The following is an 18,899-nucleotide window of genomic DNA, read 5'->3' as shown; positions in this document are numbered from 1 at the left end:
TTATTTTAATTATTTGATAAATCTACAGATACAACTTTGGAAATTCCTTTTTCCTCCATAGTAATTCCATATATAACATCACTTACTTCCATAGTTCCTTTTCTGTGAGTTATAACTATAAATTGTGTGTTCTTTGAAAACTTAGTTAAAAACTCAGCATATCTATAAACATTAGCATCATCTAACGCTGCTTCTATTTCATCTAATATACAAAATGGTGTTGGTTTCATTTTTAATATTGAAAATAATAATGCTATAGCAGATAAAACTTTCTCTCCACCAGACATTAGATTTATATTTTGTAATTTTTTTCCTGGTGGCTGTACATTTATTTCTATATTAGCTGTAAGTTCATCACCGTCAGATAAAATAAGTTCAGCACTTCCACCTTTAAATAATTCTTTAAAAGTTTGATTAAAATTATAATTTAACACCTTAAAATTTTCTTTAAACAACTCTTTCATCTTAATTGTCATTTCTTCAATTACAGACTGCAATTCTTTTTTAGCATTTTCTAAATCATTTTCTTGAGATGACATAAATTCAAACTTTTCTTTAACTTCTTCATATTCTTGAATAGATGCTAAATTCACTATACCTAATGCTGTTATCTGAGACTTTAATTTAAAAATTATTTCTTTTACTTTTTCTTCATCTTCGACTTCTGCTGCGATATCTAAAGCTTCTACATATGTTAATTCCAATTCTTCATTTAATTTTTTATAATAATTTTCTTTTTCTATTTCTTTTTTAGCCTTACTAAGTTCACTCTTATTAAGATCTTTTTCTTCAAGAGTAATCATTTGAAAAATATTATTTATTAAATTATCCTTTTCTGTGAACTTTTCTTTTAGTTTTTCCTTCAATAATTCTTTATCTTTAAATATTTTTTCTAAACCTTGAATTTTATTATTATTTTCTTTAATTTTAACTAATTTATTCTCTATATCATCTTCATTTTTTTTCAGATTATAGATATTATTTTGATTTTCATTTTTAAATTCTTTTTCTTTTATAAATAAACTTTGTAAATCTTTTTCTAGCCTTAAAAACTCATTTTTTTTATTTTGAATTGTTTCATCTAGTGTTGCTTTATATATTTTAGCTTCAGTGATTTTTTCATTATTCTCATTTATTTCTTTAGATTTATTTTTTATAAGTTCATCTAATTGTAAACTTCTATCCTTATTAAATGTATTTTTATTTTCAATAGACTTAATTTCTATTTTTTTATTTTCGAGTTTATTATTAAAGTTAATTATTTCATTAGCTATTCGTAAAATTTCATTATTAGTAATCTCTAAGTTATCTTTAAATTTCTTTGTATCGGTTTGTAGCCTTTGAACTTCACTTTGTTTTTTAGTTATTTCAATATTTTTATCATGAATTTCATCTTTTTTATTTAATATCTCTTCATCTAAAACTTTAATCTTCTCTTTTAAATCAACTATTTCTTTTTGGTATTCAATATACTTTAGTTTACTTTTTTCTATTTGTAATGAGATTTCTTCAATTTCTCTTTTTCTACCAAGTACATTAGTATGTTTTGAATATATACTTCCTCCTGTCAATGCTCCACCAGGACTTATTATTTCTCCACCCAAAGTAACAATTTTATATTTATAGCTACCTAATTTTGATATTTGTAACGCTGAGTCCATGTCTTTACATATTATTATTCTTCCTAATGCATAATCTAAGACATCTTTATATTCTGGTGCACATGAAATTATTTCACTTCCCAAACCAATATAGCCATTAACACTTGCGATTTTGTTATCTAAAATTAATCTTTTACCTTTTATTATATTTAAAGGTAAAAATGTAGCTCTTCCTAAATGATTATCCTTTAAATATTTAATTAATCTCTTAGCATTTTCTTCATTTTCGGTAATTACATTAGAAATTGATGCTCCTAGCGCTATCTCTATAGCAACTTCATATTCCTTAGATACACTAAAAATATCGCCTAATACTTTAGTATTTTTTACATTCGATATTTTTTCTTTTTCAATAGCTTCCATTAGTCTTTTAACTGACTTATTATATCCTTCGTACTGCTTTTCTAGATTCTCTAACATGTTTTTATTCGCATCTAGCTTGGCCAAATTATTGTTTAAATTTCTAAGTTCATTTTCTGTATTCGATAATTTTCTAACTAATGCAGTCATAGAACTCTTTTCTTCTAATATAGCTTTTTCAAGAGAATTTATTTTATCTTTTTCATTGTTTATAATATCTAATAATTTTTCATAAGTCGCTGCATTGATAGATATATTATGACTTATAAACTCACATGACTTCTCTAATTCAAGTTTCTTTTCTTCTTTTAATGAAATATCTCTGCTTATTAATGTTATTTCATTTTTTATATCTGAATTACTTCTTAAAAGTTCAAATTCATTTTCCTTTAATTCATTAAATTCTTCTTCCATTTTCTTAAATTCATTTGAAGAATTTAATTGTGATTTTTCTAATTCATCTATAAACAACTTCTTTTGTTCTTGTTCACATAATTTAGAATCTAAAGATACATTTAGTTTATCTTTTTCTTCAGTCAACTGCTTAATCTTAGATTCTATATTCTTAATTTCTTCCTCATTCTTTTCTATTTTCTCTTGAAGATTTTTTATTCTCTCTCTAGCTAATTCTATATTTTTAGAATCTTCATTAATTATATCTTTAATTTCATAATATAAATCCTTATCTTTATTAGTTTCTTCTTCTAAATTTTCTATATCTTTTTCAATTAATTTAAGTTCTTGTTTTTGAATATTTAACTTATTTCTTTTTTCTTCTATAATATAATTCTTTTTATTCAATTCATCATTGAAGTATTTTAATTCTTCCTCTTTTGTTTTTATATGTTTAACTAAAAGAGAAACCTCATTTTTTCTTAAATCACAAGAAATCTCATTAAATTTAATCGCTTTTTCTCTTTCAAGTTTTAATGGTTCTATTCTCTCTTCATAAGTGGATATTATGTCTCTTATTCTAATTAAATTATTATCAGTATTAGATAATTTTTTTTCTGCTTCTTCTTTTCTAGTTTTAAACTTAACTATTCCTGCTGCTTCTTCTAAGAGTGCTCTTCGTTCTTCAGGTTTCCCACTTAAAATAGATTCTATTTTCCCTTGTCCAATTAGTGAATAACCTTCTTTACCTATACCAGTATCCATAAAAAGATTGGTTACATCTTTTAATCTACATTTCTTATTGTTGATTAAATATTCAGATTCTCCTGATCTAAATATTCTTCTAGATACAGTAACTTCATTATATTCCGTTGAAAGCTTCTGATCACTATTATCTAAAGTTAAAGAAACTTGTGCTAATCCTACTGGTTTTCTGTATTGAGTTCCAGCAAAGATTACATCTTCCATCTTCCCCCCTCTTAGAATCTTAATGCTTTGTTCTCCTAAAACCCATCTTACCGCATCTGAAATATTACTTTTACCACTACCATTGGGTCCTACTACTGCAGTTACTCCATTGTTAAACTTTAATTCTGTCTTATCTGCAAAGGATTTAAATCCTCTTATATCTAGTGATTTTAAAAACACTCATCCCACTCCTTATAGTAAAAATAATGCTGGTAAAAATCCTATAATGAAACTTAAAATAATAAAAACAATCATTACTATTTTCAATTTTTCTCTAGTCTTTCTTTTCATAAACAACACTCCTTATTTCTATTAATTTTATCTTAAAGACACTAAAATATCAATAAATTCTGATATACACTTAAAAAGCGAGAGTCCCCTCTCGCTAATATTTTATAATTAAATTTTTACCTTTAACTGATAATTCTATACTACCCCTATCAATTTTAGGATTTTGTATTACCGAAATATCTTTATTTTTTATCATATTAAAATATTTCTTCTTATTTGAATAAAGTTTACTTATATCTTTAGGATTTATATTAATTATCAATTTATCTGATTCTTTTATATTTTTAATAATTAAATTTGAAATTAAACTTCCTTCAACTAGTTCTCTAAATGCTGGATGAAATGGTCCTGCAACTATATCTCCACCTTCATTTATGCTTTCTGTAGGCTGTAATCCAATTCTAATTACAGTTATATTATTCTCCCTATATAACTCATACATAGTTCCACTTATTTCAACAGCCTGATCTAATGAATAAGGAGTATACTCTCCTCTATAATACATTTCTTCCATAGGTGTATCTTTTATAACTAAAGATGGATATATTCTACAAATATCTGGTTTCATCTGAATTGATAATTTAGTTGTTTTAATATCTGTTTCAAATGTATCTCCAGGTAATCCCGGCATGATTTGATGCCCTAAAATAAACCCATATTTTTTAATTAACTCCGAGGCATTCTTAACATCTAAAACACTATGTCCTCTTCCAGCTCTCCTTAAAATTTCATCATCCAAAGATTGAACACCAAGTTCTATTATATCAACACTGTATTCTTTTAAATATGTTAATATATAATCATTAATTGCATCTGGTCTTGTAGATAACCTTATTTTATTTATAAGCTTTTTATCTTTATACTCTTTTGCAATTTCTAAAAATTCTCGCTGCTTTTTTTCTTTGATAGCTGTAAATGTTCCTCCAAAGAATGAAACTTCTATAGTTGCTTCTTTATTTTTTATAGTTTCTAAATATTCATCTATAGTTTTTCTTACAATCTCTGTAGTTACAGTATCCTTAAGACCTGTTATTCTATCCTGATTACAAAATACACAATTATGTGGACAACCTTCATGTGGCACAAATATAGGTATTATATAATAATTTTTACTCATTAATACTTTCCAATCTTCTTAATGCTTCTTTTGCTGAATTTTGTTCTGCTTCTTTTTTACTATATCCAGATCCTTCTCCCATAACCTCACCATCTATAATTACATTTGTAAAAAACTTTCTTCTATGTGGCGGACCCTCATATTTAACTAATTCATATTGTATTAAAATTTCTCCATCTTTTTGTAGTAATTCTTGAAGCTTAGTTTTAAAATCTAAAACTATTTCATTGTTTATTGCTTTTTTTATTATTTCTTCAAAATGAAGTAATATAAAATCTTGAGCAAACCCACTACCTTTATCTAAGTAAACAGCAGCTATTACTGCTTCTACTGCATCTGCTTGTATTGATATTCTATCTCTACCACCAGTAAGTTCTTCACCTTTACTCATACGTATATATTCACCAAGATTTAATTTCTTTGCAATTTCATAAAGCGAATTTTCACAAACTATTAAGCTTCTAATTTTAGTTAATTCACCTTCTGATTTAGTTTTAAAATTATTAAACAGATACTCTGTAATACAAAGTTGTAATACAGCATCTCCTAAAAATTCTAATCTTTCATTATATTTAGCATCTTTAAATTGATTTCCAAATGAACTATGAGTTAATGCCGTCTTTAATAATGAAGGATTGTTAAAATAAACTCCTAAGTTATTTTCTATATCACCAATTTTATATTTATTCATTTTATACACTCCTTGAAGTTTATTCTTCAACTTGCTAGAGAGTTTTAAATAAATAATATTTACCATTTATTTTTCTAACATAACAAATTCAAGAATAAACTAGTTATAAATAAAATCCCGCTTATAGGCGGGATTATTTTATTCTTCGTGATGAGCTTTTACATAGTTAACGACATCTCCAACTGTCTTAAAGCCTTCAACATCTTCGTCTGGTATTTCCATATCTAATTCATCTTCTAACGCCATTATAAGTTCAACTATATCTAATGAATCAGCATTTAAATCTTCAATAAATGATGAGTCCATAGTAATACTTTCTAAATCTATGCTTAGCTTATCAGCTACAATATTTTGAATCTTTTCAAACATTTATTTCACCTCCCAAACTCTACATTTAGATAATAGTATATATTATCTTGCTCGTCAATATGAATTTTATAGTTTATTAAGAAGATTTATATTTCACTTGAAAATTCTTTTTTTATTTCTTCTAATACACCACTATCATAAAAAGTTTTTGTTTGTCTAATAGCATTCTTAAAAGCCCTTCCATCTGAACTTCCATGCGCTTTTATACAAATACCATTGACACCAAGAAAAGGTGCTCCACCATATTCTTTATAATCAAACTTTTTCATTATACCTTTTAAAAATGGTTTTAAAAGTAAAACTCCTAGTTTGCTTTTAATGTCCGTCTTAATTACTTCATCTTTTATCATACCCAAAAGATTACTAGCTGATCCTTCATACATTTTTAATGCTGTATTTCCTGAAAAACCATCACTTACTAAGATATTAGTATCACCTGTTGGTATATCCCTTGGTTCTATATTTCCTATAAATTTAATAGAATTTTCTTCTTTTAAAAGTTTATATGTTGCTTTTGTAAGCTCATTTCCCTTTTCTTCTTCAACCCCAATATTTAAAAGTCCAACGCTAGGTTCATTTACATTAAAAATATTTTTATAATATATACTACCCATTTTTCCAAACTGAACTAAATATTCTGGTTTACAATCTACATTTGCTCCAACATCAACAATCATAAAGCTTCCTCTTCTACCTGGCATTATAGGAGCTAGAGCTGGTCTTTCAACACCTTTTATTCTTCCTACAATCAACGTACATCCAGCTAAGAATGCACCTGTGCTTCCTGCTGATATTATCCCATCACATGTTCCTTCTTTCACTAAATTTAAAGCCTTAACTATACTAGAATCTTTCTTTTTTCTTAAAGCCATAACTGGATGCTCATTAGTTGATATTACTTCTTTTGCATCAATTAATATTACTCTTTCTTTTGGATAATCATATTTAGAAAGTTCTGATAAAATTTTTTCTTCTGGCCCTGTAATGTAAAATGTAATTTCTTTATATTCATTTATCGCCTTTATAACTCCATCTATAACAGCGCTTGGTGCATTATCGCCACCCATTCCATCAATAGCTATCTTCATAAATTTAACCTCTCTCTTTAGAAATTTTAAAGAAAATACTAATTGTAGTATTTTCTTTAAAATTTCTAAATATATAAATAAAAGAAAGTCAAAAGACTTTCTTTTATTTTTCTGAAGATACAACTTCTTTACCTTTGTAGAATCCACAGTTTTTACATACTCTATGAGCAAGCTTCATTTCGTGGCATTGAGGACACTCAATTATGCCAGGTAAGCTAGCTTTAAAAGTTTGAGCTCTTCTAGAATCTCTTCTTGCGCTACAACACTTTCTTGCAGGATTTCCCATAATTACACCTCCTTATTGTTGAACAGACTTTTTAGGACATCAAATCGAATATCTACATCACCTTTAATACAAGAACAAGATTCTTTATTAAGGTTAGCACCACATTCTTGACATAGTCCTTTACAGTCGTCCTTACAAAGTCTTTTAATAGGTAAGGTTGAAATTATATTATTTTCAACAATTTCTGTGATGTCTAAAACGTCATCAAGTACAATAATAATCTCTTCTGATTGAAGCTCATTATTATTTGTAAACCTCTCCTCTATATCAATATCTATTGGATAGATAAAGGTATCTAAACATCTTGAACAAATCATTTCTAAAGTAACTATTGCTTTAGCTTCCATTATTAAAATGTCTTTATCTGATTTGATCACTCCTACTACTTCACAATCGCTTATAGGAGTAATTATATCGCCTTCAAACTCAAATTTAGGCATTTGAAATTTGTAGTCAATTTTTTTACTTCTTTCTTTTCTTGAAATAAGATCTGAAACTCGTATTTTCATAATCACGGAATCTCATTACACAATATAAATAATTTTTATTATGTAACAAACTCTTCCTTCACTCCTTAGCTTCTATATTTGTTAAACAAACACAATTTATTATATAAAGTGTGTCGATAAAAGTCAAGAATTTTATTATTTAAATTGCTTTTAATATTACACTAATGCCAAAGTTTCTTTAGCTATCATTAATTCTTCATTTGTAGGAATAACATAAACTTTAACTCTAGAGTCTTCAGTAGAAATTATCATTCCATCTCCAACATCATGGCTATCATTCTTAGTTACATCTAATTTTATTCCTATAAATTCAAGGCCAGTTAATGCTCTTATTCTAACTTCAGGTGCATGTTCTCCAATTCCTGCTGTAAATACAATAGCATCAACCCCACCCATAGCAGCTGCATATGCTCCTATTTGTTTCTTTATTTGATATCCAAATATATCTGTTGCAAGAATTGCTCTTTTATTATTTTCTCCAATAGCACTTCTTATATCTCTGAAATCTGTTCCAACACCTGAAACACCTAAAATCCCAGATTTCTTATTTAAAATTTCATTTACTTCATCAATATTATGACCCTTTTCTTTAACTAAATACATAACTATTGCAGGATCTATATCTCCACATCTTGATCCCATTATAGTTCCAGCAAGCGGAGTGAATCCCATTGTAGTATCTACTGATTTTCCACCATCAACAGCTGTAACACTAACTCCATTTCCTAAATGACATGTTATAATTTTTAAATCTTTAATATCTTTTTCCATAGTTTCTGCAACCTTGTTAGCTACATATTTATGAGATGTTCCATGGAATCCATATCTTCTAATATGATCATTTTCATAGTATTCATAAGATAATGGATATACATATGCCTTTTCTGGCATTGTTTGATGAAATGCTGTATCAAATACACAAACCATAGGAGTATTTGGCATAAGTTTTTGACATGCCTTTATTCCTATTATATTTGGTGGATTATGAAGAGGTGCTAACTTAATAAACTCTTCTATATTTTTCATAACTTCTTCATCAACTAATACTGATTGAGAATATTTTTCTCCTCCATGGACTACTCTATGACCAACAGCACTTATTTCATCCATTGATTTTATAACTCCAAATTTTTCATGAACTAAACTATTTAATACAAGTTCAATCGCATCTTGGTGATCCTTTAAAGGATTTTCTACTATATATTTATCTCTTCCTTTAACCTTTTGAGTTAATATAGAACCTTCAATTCCTATTCTTTCAACAAGACCTTCAGCTAAAGCTTCCTCAGTACTCATATCTATAAGTTGATATTTTAATGAAGAACTTCCACAGTTTATAACTAGTACTTTCATTTTTCCATCTCCTTGTAAAACTTATTTAATATTTTGTGCTTGAACAGCAGTTAATGCAACAACATTAACTATATCATCTGCACTACATCCTCTTGATAAATCATTTATAGGCTTTGCAAACCCTTGACAAACTGGTCCAATAGCGTCTGCATTAGCAAATCTTTGAACTAATTTATAACCTATATTTCCTGATTGTAAATCAGGGAATACTAAAACATTGGCCTTTCCTGCCACTTTACTATTTGGTGCTTTTTGATCAGCTACTTTTTTTACTATTGCAGCATCTAATTGTAATTCACCATCTATCATTAAATCCGGTCTTAAAGCCTTTGCTTTTTCTGTTGCATTTCTAACTTTATCTACCATTTCATTATCTGCACTTCCCATTGTAGAGAATGATAACATTGCTACTCTTGGTTCCATATTACAAAGTCTTTTAGCTGTTTCAGCTGTAGTAATAGCAATTTCAGCTAATTGATCTTCATTTGGATTTGGATTAACTGCACAATCTGCAAATATTAAAGTACCATCAACTCCATAATTTGAATTTGGCACATTCATTATAAAAAAGCTTGAAACAACTGATGCACCTGGTGCAGTTTTTATGATTTGTAATCCTGGTCTAAGTAAATCTCCTGTAGTGTGTACAGCTCCTGAAACCATTCCATCTGCATCATCTAATTTTACCATCATTGTAGCAAAGTAAAGTGGATCTCTTACAATCTTTTCAGCCTTTGCCATAGTCATCCCTTTATTTTTTCTAAGTTCATAGAAAGCTTCTATATATTTTCCCAAGTTTTCTGAGTCATTAGGATCTATTATTTTTACTTGAGATATATCTATATCAATTTCATTTGCTTTATTTAATATTTCTTCTCTATTTCCAATTAGAATTGGATTTGCTAAACCTAGTTCAACTATTTTTTGAGCTGCTGTAATATTTCTTTCCTCATTACCTTCAGGTAATACTATATTTTTTTTATCAGCCTTAGCTCTATCCCACATTTTTTCCATAAGTTGCATATAAAATTCTCCTTTCAACTTTATCGCTCTTTTCTAATATACTCCTATATGACTAACTTTTTCAACTAGTTTTCATCATAAAAATAGAAGTTTATACATTTCAAATACTCAAAATTATCTGACAATTTTTTTTACTTTTTATTTATTTTTACCCTGTCTAAATAATAAATTCAATTTTATACATACTTTTTTTTATTATATTGATATTTTTTTAACGATAAACAGCTATCTTTTTAATATGTTATAATAACATAATATTATACTTAATTAAGGAGTGTTTTTATTATGATAACAGGAATAATTACAGAATATAATCCATTTCATAAAGGTCATGAATATCACTTGAATAATTGCAAATCAGATACAAATTCAGAATACATAGTTTGTGTTATGAGTGGTAACTTTATGCAAAGAGGAATTCCTGCTTTAATAGATAAATGGAAAAGAACTGAAATGGCTCTTAAAAATGGTATTGATTTAGTAATTGAACTACCATTAGTATATTCATTATCATCTGCTGAACATTTTGCTTTTGGCTCAGTATCATTATTAAATTCATTAAATATAATTGACAATTTGTATTTTGGAAGTGAAGAAGGAAATGTTAAAACATTAGAAAATATAGCTTCTGTATTAATATCTGAGCCAGAAAAGTTCAAGAGTATGTTAAAAAATTATTTAAGTTTAGGGCTCCCTTTTCATTTAAGTAGAGCGAAATCTCTTAATGATTTTTTTAAATTAGATAACATTTCTGATGTAATTTCAAACTCAAATAATATTTTAGGCATTGAATATATTAAGGCTTTAAAATTACTTAACAGTTCTATAACACCTATGACTATAAAAAGAACAGGTTCTAAATATAATGAAAAAAGCTTAAACAATAATTTTTCATCAGCAACTTCTATAAGAAATCATTTAAAAAATGGTTCCTTAGAAGATTTAAAAAATTATTTACCTACAGAAAGTTATGATATTTTATACAAATTATCATGCGAAAACTACCCTTTTATATTTGAGGAAGACATGTTTAAATATATTAAATATAAATTATTAATAGGTGATGATTCACTAAAAAATTTACCTGATATTTCAGAAGGCTTAGATAATAAGATACTAAACGAATTATCAACATCCTTTTCTTTAGATGACTTGATACTAAATTCAAAAAGTAAAAGATATACTTATACTAGAATAAATAGAATTTTAGCTCAATCATTCTTAAACCTTGAAAAATATGATTTATTAAATTTATCTAAACAACCTACCCCTTATTGTAGAGTACTCGGGTTCACTTCTAAAGGAAAAGAGATTTTAAAAAACATAAAAAAGAATAGTGATATTGATATCATTACAAAAGTCCCTAAAAAAAATCTTAACGATCATATGAAAATTGATATTATGGGTACTAAAGCATATTCCATATTAAATCCTAAAGTAAACCCTATGCAGGATTATTTAACTAGTCCTATCATAATATAATAATATTTAACATAACCATAAAATATATATACTAAAGGTGGGAGTGATTTTATGAATTATATTTTTATTTTATGGTTAATGATTATATTATTAATTATTCTGCTTATAAAACAATTAAACATAAATAAAAATTTTATTTTATGTATACTTTTCTCTATATTTATAGTACTTTTTGTAATCAATATACAAAAATGTACTTCAGCAGCTATTGATGGATGTAAACTTTGGTATAAAGCTGTTATTCCAGTCACTTTTCCATTTTTAGTGATTTGTAATTTATTAATTTCTTATGATGGTATATCACTTTATTCTAAAATTCTTGGACCATTAATTTGTAAACCATTAGGCTTATCAAAAAATTGCTCTTTTCCTATGGTTGCTAGCTTCTTATGTGGTTATCCATTAGGAGCTAAATATTCTATTGATTTATGGAATTTAGGCTATATTGATGATTCTGAATGTCAAAGATTATTAAATATAGCCTCTAACGCAGGACCATTATTTTTAATAGGATCTGTAGGTTCAGCTCTTTTAGGAAACCCCAAATTAGGCTATTTATTACTTGTAGGTAATTATATATCATCAATTTTAATTGGAATTATAACAAAAAAAAATAGAATCATAAGTAAAATTTCTCATTATGATTCTACAAATCAGAAAAAAATTAATTTTGGACAAGCAATAAAAGATGCAGTTAGTAACGGAATAAATACAACTTTGTCTATAGGCGGGTTTATTGTTATTTTTTCCGTTATAATATCCTTTATTAAAGATAGTACTTATATAAAACATATGTTTATGTGTATTGAAAATTTATTAAATATAACAGATGGAACTTTATTTCCATTATTTTTAGGAAGTATAGAAATGACTAACGGTTGCAATCTTATTTCTAATTTAAGCATATCACTCCCTATGAAATTAGGAATTATAAGTTTTTTATGTTCTTTTTCTGGTCTTTCTGTAATTGCACAAATTAGTTCATTTATGAACAATTTTAAAATATGTTATTCAAAATATATTTTTCTTAAGCTTGTCCAAGGCACTTTTAGTTTTATAATAACGTATTTTTTAATTAACATTCTACCTACAACTGTTACTACATCTACTTTAAATTTAAGTTATAATATAAAACCATATGTTAATATTTTACCTATAATACTACTTATAATATTAACATTATTACTTAAGATATTTTATAATTTATTTTTTCATTCCTCTTAGCTCTTTAATATTTTCTCTAATTGTTGTACATGCACTTGCTAAAGTTTCATCAACATCTTTAGCTACAGTTTCAAAACTATTTTGAAGACCTTTAATTAATAATGCTTTTTGTGCTTCTATCTCTCTATCAAGTTCAGATAAAATTTCATCTGAATAATCTCTTGATCCTAATCTTATGGCCTTAGCATCTCTTTGTGCTGAGGCTATAATCTCTTGTGCTCTAATTTTAGCTTCTTTAACAACATCATGATTTTCAACGTTTTGTCTCATTATAATCATTGTTTCTTGCTTAACAGAATCATACTCTTTTTTAGCTTCTCCGAGTATTCGTTCTCTTTCATTCATAACCCATTGTGCTTTTTTAAATTGATCTGGTAAGTAATTTATTATCTGATCTATTACTTCAAGAATTTCTTTTTTATCCACCATTACCTTTCCACTGATAGGTACTTTAGGTGAAGTATCAACTAAATCCTGTAAATATTCTAATAATTCCATAATATTTACATCCACTTTATCCATAATATCACTCCTTAAACTTTGATCCTATTCATAACATCAGGAATAATCTCTTTTGGTACAAGACCCTCAATACATCCCCCAAATTTAGCTACTTGTTTAACTGATGAAGAACTTAAATATGAATATTGTGCAGATGTCATCATGAAAACAGTTTCTATATTAGGATCTAATTTATTATTCATAAGAGCCATTTTAAATTCATATTCAAAGTCAGATACTGCTCTAAGACCTTTTAAAATAACTTGCGCTTCTCTTTCTCTTAAAAAATCTATTAAAAGTCCATTAAAACTAACAACTTCTACATTTTTTAAATGTTTAGTTACTCTTTTTATCAATTCTACTCTTTCCTCAATCTCAAAAAGTCCTTTTTTATCAACATTAACCAAAACGCCTATGATAAGTTTATCAAAAACCTTAGCTCCTCTTTCTATTATATCAATGTGCCCATTTGTTACTGGATCAAAACTTCCTGGATAAACAGCAACTTTCACGTTTAGTCCTCCTTATATGCATAAAAACATACAGTAGTATTTCCATACTTCCTGCTTTTTGTTAAAATTATATCTTCATAACCATCATAAATTTCTTCTATACTATCGATTTTAGTTACAATTATTCCATTTCTATTTAAAATATTTTCTTTTTTAATAATTTCAATAGCCTTTGGAATCATTTCTTTACAATATGGTGGATCAATAAAAATCAAGTCAAAAACCTTTCCCTTTTTAGATAAACTTTTTAACACTTCATAAGAATCCATATTTAAAGGGAAACAAAAATCTTGAAATTTTAAATTTTCCACATTTTGTTTAAGCAAAGGAAAAGTAACTGCACTTTTATCTACTAAATAAACTTCTTTTGCTCCTCTACTTGCTGATTCTAATCCCAGACTTCCAGTTCCTGCAAAAACATCAATAACAACAGCATCAGGTATATAACCTTGAATCATACTAAACATAGCTTCTTTTACTCTATCAAGTGTTGGTCTAGTTTCCATTGTTGCAGGAGGTATTAATTTACGTCCTCTAGCTTTTCCTGATATTATTCTCAAAATTATTCCTCCTTAACAGCATATATTAAATATATTAACATATTTATATATATTAATTCAAATTAATTGAAACAAATGTATCTGCTGCTTTTCTCTAAGTTTTTTTGCATTTGATCTATTAGTTGAAAACCCTCTTCATAATTATTATGTATCACATTATAAGCTTCAGCTTTTGCTGCTCTTAATATATTAACATCTTCATATAAATTAGCTAAAACAAATCCCTCATCTCCGCTTTGTTTTCTTCCAAACATCTCTCCTGCTCCTCTTAATTTCAAATCTTCTTCTGAAATAAAAAAACCATCAGAAGATTCAGTCATTATCATCATTCTTTTCTTAGTTATATTACTTTTAGCTTTAGCTATTAGAATACAATATGAAGCATATTTTCCTCTTCCAACTCTACCCCTTAACTGATGAAGCTGCGCTAATCCAAATCTTTCAGCATTTTCAATAATCATAACAGAAGCATTAGGTACATTAACCCCTACTTCTATTACTGTTGTAGCTATCAATACCTTAAATTCATCATTTTTAAATCTAGTTATAATATCTTGTTTTTCACTAGCTTTCATCTTTCCATGAAGTATTTCAACACCTATATCTTTAAATTCACCATTTACTAACTTATTATGTAAAGTTTCAACTGAATTTAATTGTTCTTTTTCATCTTCTTCAATTAAAGGACATACAATATATACTTGCCTTCCTTTTTTTATTTCTTCAAGTGCTAATTCATAAGCAAGATTTTTATTATTATCTTGATAAAATCTAGTATCTATTTTTTTTCTACCAGGTGGCAACTCATCAATTATTGAAACATCTAAATCTGAATATAAATAAAGAGCTAATGTTCTTGGAATAGGTGTAGCTGTCATAACAAGACAGTCTGCTTGTTTTCCTTTATTTATTAATTTACTTCTTTGTTCAACGCCAAATCTATGTTGTTCATCAGTAATTATTAAACCCAACCTTTTAAATTCAACATCTTCTTGAAAAAGGGCATGTGTACCTATTATTAATATAGGTTGTTCTTTTTTTATTCTTTCTTTAATACGTCTTTTTTCTTTTAACGATGTACTACCAGTCAATAATTCAATTTCTATATCAAAACCATCAAAGAGCCTTTTTGCTTCTTCATAATGTTGAGTAGCTAAAATTTCAGTTGGTGCCATAAATGCACATTGATAGCCATTTTTTATAGCATTAAATATAGCAATCAAAGCAACTACTGTTTTTCCACTTCCAACATCTCCTTGAACTAACCTATTCATTGGATGCGAAGATTTTTGATCTCTTAGAATTTCTCTAACGACCTTTGTCTGTGCATTAGTAAGTTGATATGGTATTTTATTTTTTAAGTCTCTAAGTTCATCAACCCACTCAAATATTATTCCATTTCTATTTTCTTTAAGTTTATATTTTATTAATAGTAATTTTAGAGAATAAGTAAATAATTCTTGAAATTTTAATCTAATAGTAGCCTTTTCTAAACTAATTTTATCATCTGGAAAATGTATGCTTTTTATCGCATTATTTAATGATATAAGAGAATATCTATTTAATATATCAATTGGTAAATTCTCTTGTATTTCTATAGATGAAATTATATTATTTATTAATTTTTCAATTGTTTTGTTACTTATATCACCTTTTAAAGGGTATTTAGGTAAAATATTATTTTTTAATGCTTCTTCACAAACAATAACAGGATTAATTACTTCTAGTGTTTTTCCTATCCTTTTAAATTTGCCCATTAAATTATATGTCTTATTTATATAAATAGTATTTCTTATATAACGCTGATTAAACCATTTTGCAACCACTTTATGATTGCAATAATCAAATTCTATTGTTGTTAAAATCTTACCTGTTTTAGTTTTAAAATCACTTTTTACCTTTATCGTTTTGCACATTAGAATCTGCTTTTCATCATCAATTATTTCATCGAATTCTAAATTTCCACTTACAAATTCATAATCTCTAGGAAAATATAATAAAAGATCTAAGATATTAAAAATTCCACATTTATTTAATTTTTCTGTTAGTTTTGGGCCTACCCCTTTTAATGAAGAAATATTACTATATATATCCATTAAATTTATCCTCCAAAAAAAGCACCAATTAAGGTGCTTTTTTAATTCTTTAACATCTATAAATTTATTTTCATTGATAAAGAATTACTTTTCATTAGGCATATGAAGGAAAACAACAAGTCTAAAATGCCCTAATTATTTTTCATTAGACAAATCTACTGACGCAGTATAATGAAAAATAGATTTGGCATATGAACTTATTATTTTTTGATTATGCCTTATTCTACTGACATTAAGAAATAGTATAAAGGTTGATTTCCTTTGTAAGCTTGAATATCTAAATCACCATATTCATCTTCTAATTCACTTATAAACTCATTAACCTTATCTTCTTCCATTTCTTCACCATAGTAAATACTAACTAATTCACTTTCGTCATCTAACATATCTTGTAAAACTTTTTTAGCAACAGATATTGAATCTTCTCCTACTTCTTTAATTTTACCTTCTATTAGACCTAGCATGTTTCCTTCTTTAATTTCTATTCCATCAATTTCAGTATCTCTAACAGCATAAGTTACAGAACCTGTTTTTACTGATTTTATAATTTCATTTAATTCTTCAACATTTTCATCAACTTCATGTTCTGGATTAAACATAGTTATACATGCAATACCTTGTGGAATAGTTGTTGTAGGTATTACTATTATATTTTTATCAGAGATTTCTGCTGCTTGATTAGCTGCCATAATTATATTTTTATTATTTGGCATTATAAAAATATTATCAGCACTTAATTTATCAATACAGTCTAATATATCTTGAGTAGATGGATTCATTGTTTGACCACCCTCTATAACATAATCAACACCTGAATCTTTAAATATCTTTACAAGCCCATCTCCCATTGCCACAGTTATAAATGCATACTTTTTATGTTCAGCCTTATCTACAGCTATATCATCTACCAATTTTTCATTAGATTCTTCAGTTTCAGATAACAATTCTCTATGCTCTTCTCTCATATTATCAATTTTAATTTTTGATAATTCACCTATTTTTACAGCATGAGATAAAACTAATCCTGGATCATTAGTATGAATATGCACCTTAATTACATCTTCATATCCAACAACAATCATAGAATCTCCTAGAGACTCTATCTTATCTTGAAATTCTTTTGCTCTCTTTGCATCTCCAAGTATTATAAACTCAGTGCAATATCCAAATTTAATATCTATGTCTTCTATTGACTGCGCCCCAACTTTTTGACCTTCTGAACTAATATTTATGTCTTTGATTTCCGCTTCAATTCCTTCTGTTAATGCTTCAAGCATACCTTCAAGTATAATATAAAGTCCCATACCACCGGAATCTACTACTTTTGCTTTCTTTAAAGCTGGTAATAATTCTGGTGTTTTATCAAGCATTATTTTAGCTTCTTTATTTACTTCTTTCATTAAAGTTACAATATCACCAGCATTAGAAGCCACTGCTGCCTCTGACGCTGCTCTTATTACTGAAAGTATAGTTCCCTCTGTTGGTCTCATAACTGCTTTATAAGCTGCATTACACCCTTCAAAAAAGCCAATTGCAAATTCAGTTGGGTCTACTTCACCTTTACCATCTAAACCTTTAGAAAATCCTCTTAGTATTTGAGATAAAATAACTCCAGAGTTTCCTCTTGCACCCATAAGTGCACCTTTTGCTAACTTTTTAGATATTTCTCCAATTGAACTAGAATTTATATTTTCTATTTCTTTAACTGCCGCTTTAAAAGTCATTGACATATTTGTTCCTGTGTCACCATCGGGTACAGGAAATACATTTAAAGCATTTACGAAATCACTTTGTTCTAATAATCTATTGCTAGCATTTACAACCATGTTATAAAAATCATGGCCATTTATTTTTTTAAATTCCATCTAATTTAACCTCCTAGACTCTTACCGCTTGAACATTTACTGTTATTGATGAAACCTTTAACCCTGTGTAATTCTCAACACTATAACGAACTTTTTGAATTATATTATTAGCTATAACAGATATTTTCGTTCCATATTCAACCATAACAAATAACTCTACTTGTAATCTATTTTCTTCTATTAATTTTAATTTTACACCTTTGCTCAAGTTTTCTATACGCATAAGCTCCCAAAATCCATCAGTAGCATTTTTAGAAACCATGCCAACTACACCATAACATTCCATTGTTGATAATCCAACAATTTTAGCTAAGACTTCTTCTGAATAACTTATATTACCATTTTCGTTTGAAAATCCAACCATTGCTATTCCTCCTAAATATTATATCCTTATTGTATATTCTATATTAGAACGGTATTTTATTCAAGAAATATCTCTTTAAATAATAATATTATTGCCTTTTCTTTTAAAAATTAACTTGCATCCTTTATACTTTATGTGATATAATTCATTCTGTCCTATTGAAGATAATTATCTTTACAATATAA

18 protein-coding genes are annotated in these 18,899 nt (G+C 27.1%); 2 read left to right on the top strand and 16 right to left on the bottom strand.

The window, feature by feature from the left end; genetic code table 11:
- Window positions 1–5 precede the first annotated feature (5 nt).
- The 10 genes from smc to pta all read right to left on the bottom strand — a co-directional run bounded on the left by smc (window position 6) and on the right by pta (window position 10,110).
- Entirely contained in the window at window positions 6–3,563 is a 3,558-nt protein-coding gene (gene smc, locus ACYUET_RS11900) for a chromosome segregation protein SMC (protein WP_460279864.1), read from the bottom strand.
- A gap of 12 nt (window positions 3,564–3,575) precedes the next feature.
- Window positions 3,576–3,674 carry a DUF4044 domain-containing protein gene (locus ACYUET_RS11895; protein WP_219778825.1) on the bottom strand — a complete coding sequence of 33 codons (99 nt, stop codon included), beginning with the start codon at window positions 3,672–3,674 and terminating at the stop codon, window positions 3,576–3,578.
- Between the two features lie 94 nt (window positions 3,675–3,768).
- Complete coding sequence (locus ACYUET_RS11890; protein WP_460279863.1) at window positions 3,769–4,791, bottom strand: elongator complex protein 3; 1,023 nt, start codon at window positions 4,789–4,791, stop codon at window positions 3,769–3,771.
- Complete coding sequence (gene rnc, locus ACYUET_RS11885; protein ID WP_460279861.1) at window positions 4,784–5,482, bottom strand: ribonuclease III; 699 nt, start codon at window positions 5,480–5,482, stop codon at window positions 4,784–4,786. Before rnc ends, ACYUET_RS11890 begins: the two co-directional genes overlap by 8 nt.
- A gap of 138 nt (window positions 5,483–5,620) precedes the next feature.
- Window positions 5,621–5,851: an acyl carrier protein gene (acpP, locus tag ACYUET_RS11880; protein ID WP_219778828.1), complete on the bottom strand. Its 231-nt coding sequence runs from the start codon at window positions 5,849–5,851 to the stop codon at window positions 5,621–5,623.
- 86 nt (window positions 5,852–5,937) lie between these two features.
- A complete protein-coding gene (plsX, locus tag ACYUET_RS11875; RefSeq protein WP_460279860.1) occupies window positions 5,938–6,939 on the bottom strand; it encodes a phosphate acyltransferase PlsX in 1,002 nt (333 codons plus the stop codon).
- A gap of 103 nt (window positions 6,940–7,042) precedes the next feature.
- Complete coding sequence (rpmF, locus tag ACYUET_RS11870; protein WP_219778830.1) at window positions 7,043–7,225, bottom strand: 50S ribosomal protein L32; 183 nt, start codon at window positions 7,223–7,225, stop codon at window positions 7,043–7,045.
- A gap of 2 nt (window positions 7,226–7,227) precedes the next feature.
- Window positions 7,228–7,734, bottom strand: coding sequence for a YceD family protein (locus tag ACYUET_RS11865; RefSeq protein ID WP_460279858.1), 507 nt, complete (start codon window positions 7,732–7,734; stop codon window positions 7,228–7,230).
- Window positions 7,735–7,890: 156 nt separating this feature from the next.
- Window positions 7,891–9,087, bottom strand: coding sequence for an acetate kinase (locus tag ACYUET_RS11860; protein ID WP_460279857.1), 1,197 nt, complete (start codon window positions 9,085–9,087; stop codon window positions 7,891–7,893).
- Window positions 9,088–9,108: 21 nt separating this feature from the next.
- Window positions 9,109–10,110 (bottom strand): phosphate acetyltransferase, encoded by a 1,002-nt coding sequence (gene pta / locus ACYUET_RS11855; RefSeq protein ID WP_460279855.1) that lies wholly within the window; start codon window positions 10,108–10,110, stop codon window positions 9,109–9,111.
- Window positions 10,111–10,395: 285 nt separating this feature from the next.
- On the opposite strand from pta, the gene ACYUET_RS11850 reads away from it, so the two are divergent.
- Window positions 10,396–11,592: a nucleotidyltransferase gene (locus ACYUET_RS11850; RefSeq protein ID WP_460279854.1), complete on the top strand. Its 1,197-nt coding sequence runs from the start codon at window positions 10,396–10,398 to the stop codon at window positions 11,590–11,592.
- A gap of 51 nt (window positions 11,593–11,643) precedes the next feature.
- Window positions 11,644–12,816 carry a sporulation integral membrane protein YlbJ gene (gene ylbJ / locus ACYUET_RS11845; RefSeq protein WP_460279853.1) on the top strand — a complete coding sequence of 391 codons (1,173 nt, stop codon included), beginning with the start codon at window positions 11,644–11,646 and terminating at the stop codon, window positions 12,814–12,816.
- Here the strand turns inward: ylbJ and ACYUET_RS11840 are convergent.
- The 6 genes from ACYUET_RS11840 to ACYUET_RS11815 all read right to left on the bottom strand — a co-directional run bounded on the left by ACYUET_RS11840 (window position 12,796) and on the right by ACYUET_RS11815 (window position 18,714).
- Entirely contained in the window at window positions 12,796–13,338 is a 543-nt protein-coding gene (locus ACYUET_RS11840; RefSeq protein WP_460279852.1) for an ATPase, read from the bottom strand. The two genes, ylbJ and ACYUET_RS11840, sit on opposite strands and share 21 nt — an antisense overlap.
- Window positions 13,339–13,349: 11 nt before the next feature.
- A complete protein-coding gene (gene coaD, locus ACYUET_RS11835) occupies window positions 13,350–13,829 on the bottom strand; it encodes a pantetheine-phosphate adenylyltransferase (RefSeq protein ID WP_460279851.1) in 480 nt (159 codons plus the stop codon).
- A 2-nt stretch (window positions 13,830–13,831) separates the two neighbouring features.
- Window positions 13,832–14,389 carry a 16S rRNA (guanine(966)-N(2))-methyltransferase RsmD gene (rsmD, locus tag ACYUET_RS11830; RefSeq protein ID WP_460279850.1) on the bottom strand — a complete coding sequence of 186 codons (558 nt, stop codon included), beginning with the start codon at window positions 14,387–14,389 and terminating at the stop codon, window positions 13,832–13,834.
- Between the two features lie 62 nt (window positions 14,390–14,451).
- Window positions 14,452–16,485 (bottom strand): ATP-dependent DNA helicase RecG, encoded by a 2,034-nt coding sequence (gene recG / locus ACYUET_RS11825; RefSeq protein ID WP_460279849.1) that lies wholly within the window; start codon window positions 16,483–16,485, stop codon window positions 14,452–14,454.
- Between the two features lie 218 nt (window positions 16,486–16,703).
- Window positions 16,704–18,350 (bottom strand): DAK2 domain-containing protein, encoded by a 1,647-nt coding sequence (locus ACYUET_RS11820; RefSeq protein WP_460279848.1) that lies wholly within the window; start codon window positions 18,348–18,350, stop codon window positions 16,704–16,706.
- 13 nt (window positions 18,351–18,363) lie between these two features.
- Entirely contained in the window at window positions 18,364–18,714 is a 351-nt protein-coding gene (locus tag ACYUET_RS11815) for an Asp23/Gls24 family envelope stress response protein (RefSeq protein ID WP_460279847.1), read from the bottom strand.
- Between the last annotated feature and the right edge of the window lie 185 nt (window positions 18,715–18,899).

This window comes from Clostridium sp. CTA-5 (assembly GCF_054768135.1).
This window is presented reverse-complemented; position numbering and strand designations above follow the sequence as displayed.

What these genes read in the sequence shown, in the direction of transcription:
- ACYUET_RS11895 (WP_219778825.1), bottom strand. Translation starts at nt 3,674, where the DNA reads ATGAAAAGAAAGACTAGAGAAAAATTGAAAATAGTAATGATTGTTTTT.
- ACYUET_RS11890 (WP_460279863.1), bottom strand. Translation starts at nt 4,791, where the DNA reads ATGAGTAAAAATTATTATATAATACCTATATTTGTGCCACATGAAGGT.
- rnc (WP_460279861.1), bottom strand. Translation starts at nt 5,482, where the DNA reads ATGAATAAATATAAAATTGGTGATATAGAAAATAACTTAGGAGTTTAT.
- acpP (WP_219778828.1), bottom strand. Translation starts at nt 5,851, where the DNA reads ATGTTTGAAAAGATTCAAAATATTGTAGCTGATAAGCTAAGCATAGAT.
- plsX (WP_460279860.1), bottom strand. Translation starts at nt 6,939, where the DNA reads ATGAAGATAGCTATTGATGGAATGGGTGGCGATAATGCACCAAGCGCT.
- rpmF (WP_219778830.1), bottom strand. Translation starts at nt 7,225, where the DNA reads ATGGGAAATCCTGCAAGAAAGTGTTGTAGCGCAAGAAGAGATTCTAGA.
- ACYUET_RS11865 (WP_460279858.1), bottom strand. Translation starts at nt 7,734, where the DNA reads ATGAAAATACGAGTTTCAGATCTTATTTCAAGAAAAGAAAGAAGTAAA.
- ACYUET_RS11860 (WP_460279857.1), bottom strand. Translation starts at nt 9,087, where the DNA reads ATGAAAGTACTAGTTATAAACTGTGGAAGTTCTTCATTAAAATATCAA.
- pta (WP_460279855.1), bottom strand. Translation starts at nt 10,110, where the DNA reads ATGCAACTTATGGAAAAAATGTGGGATAGAGCTAAGGCTGATAAAAAA.
- ACYUET_RS11850 (WP_460279854.1), top strand. Translation starts at nt 10,396, where the DNA reads ATGATAACAGGAATAATTACAGAATATAATCCATTTCATAAAGGTCAT.
- ylbJ (WP_460279853.1), top strand. Translation starts at nt 11,644, where the DNA reads ATGAATTATATTTTTATTTTATGGTTAATGATTATATTATTAATTATT.
- ACYUET_RS11840 (WP_460279852.1), bottom strand. Translation starts at nt 13,338, where the DNA reads ATGGATAAAGTGGATGTAAATATTATGGAATTATTAGAATATTTACAG.
- recG (WP_460279849.1), bottom strand. Translation starts at nt 16,485, where the DNA reads ATGGATATATATAGTAATATTTCTTCATTAAAAGGGGTAGGCCCAAAA.
- ACYUET_RS11820 (WP_460279848.1), bottom strand. Translation starts at nt 18,350, where the DNA reads ATGGAATTTAAAAAAATAAATGGCCATGATTTTTATAACATGGTTGTA.
- ACYUET_RS11815 (WP_460279847.1), bottom strand. Translation starts at nt 18,714, where the DNA reads ATGGTTGGATTTTCAAACGAAAATGGTAATATAAGTTATTCAGAAGAA.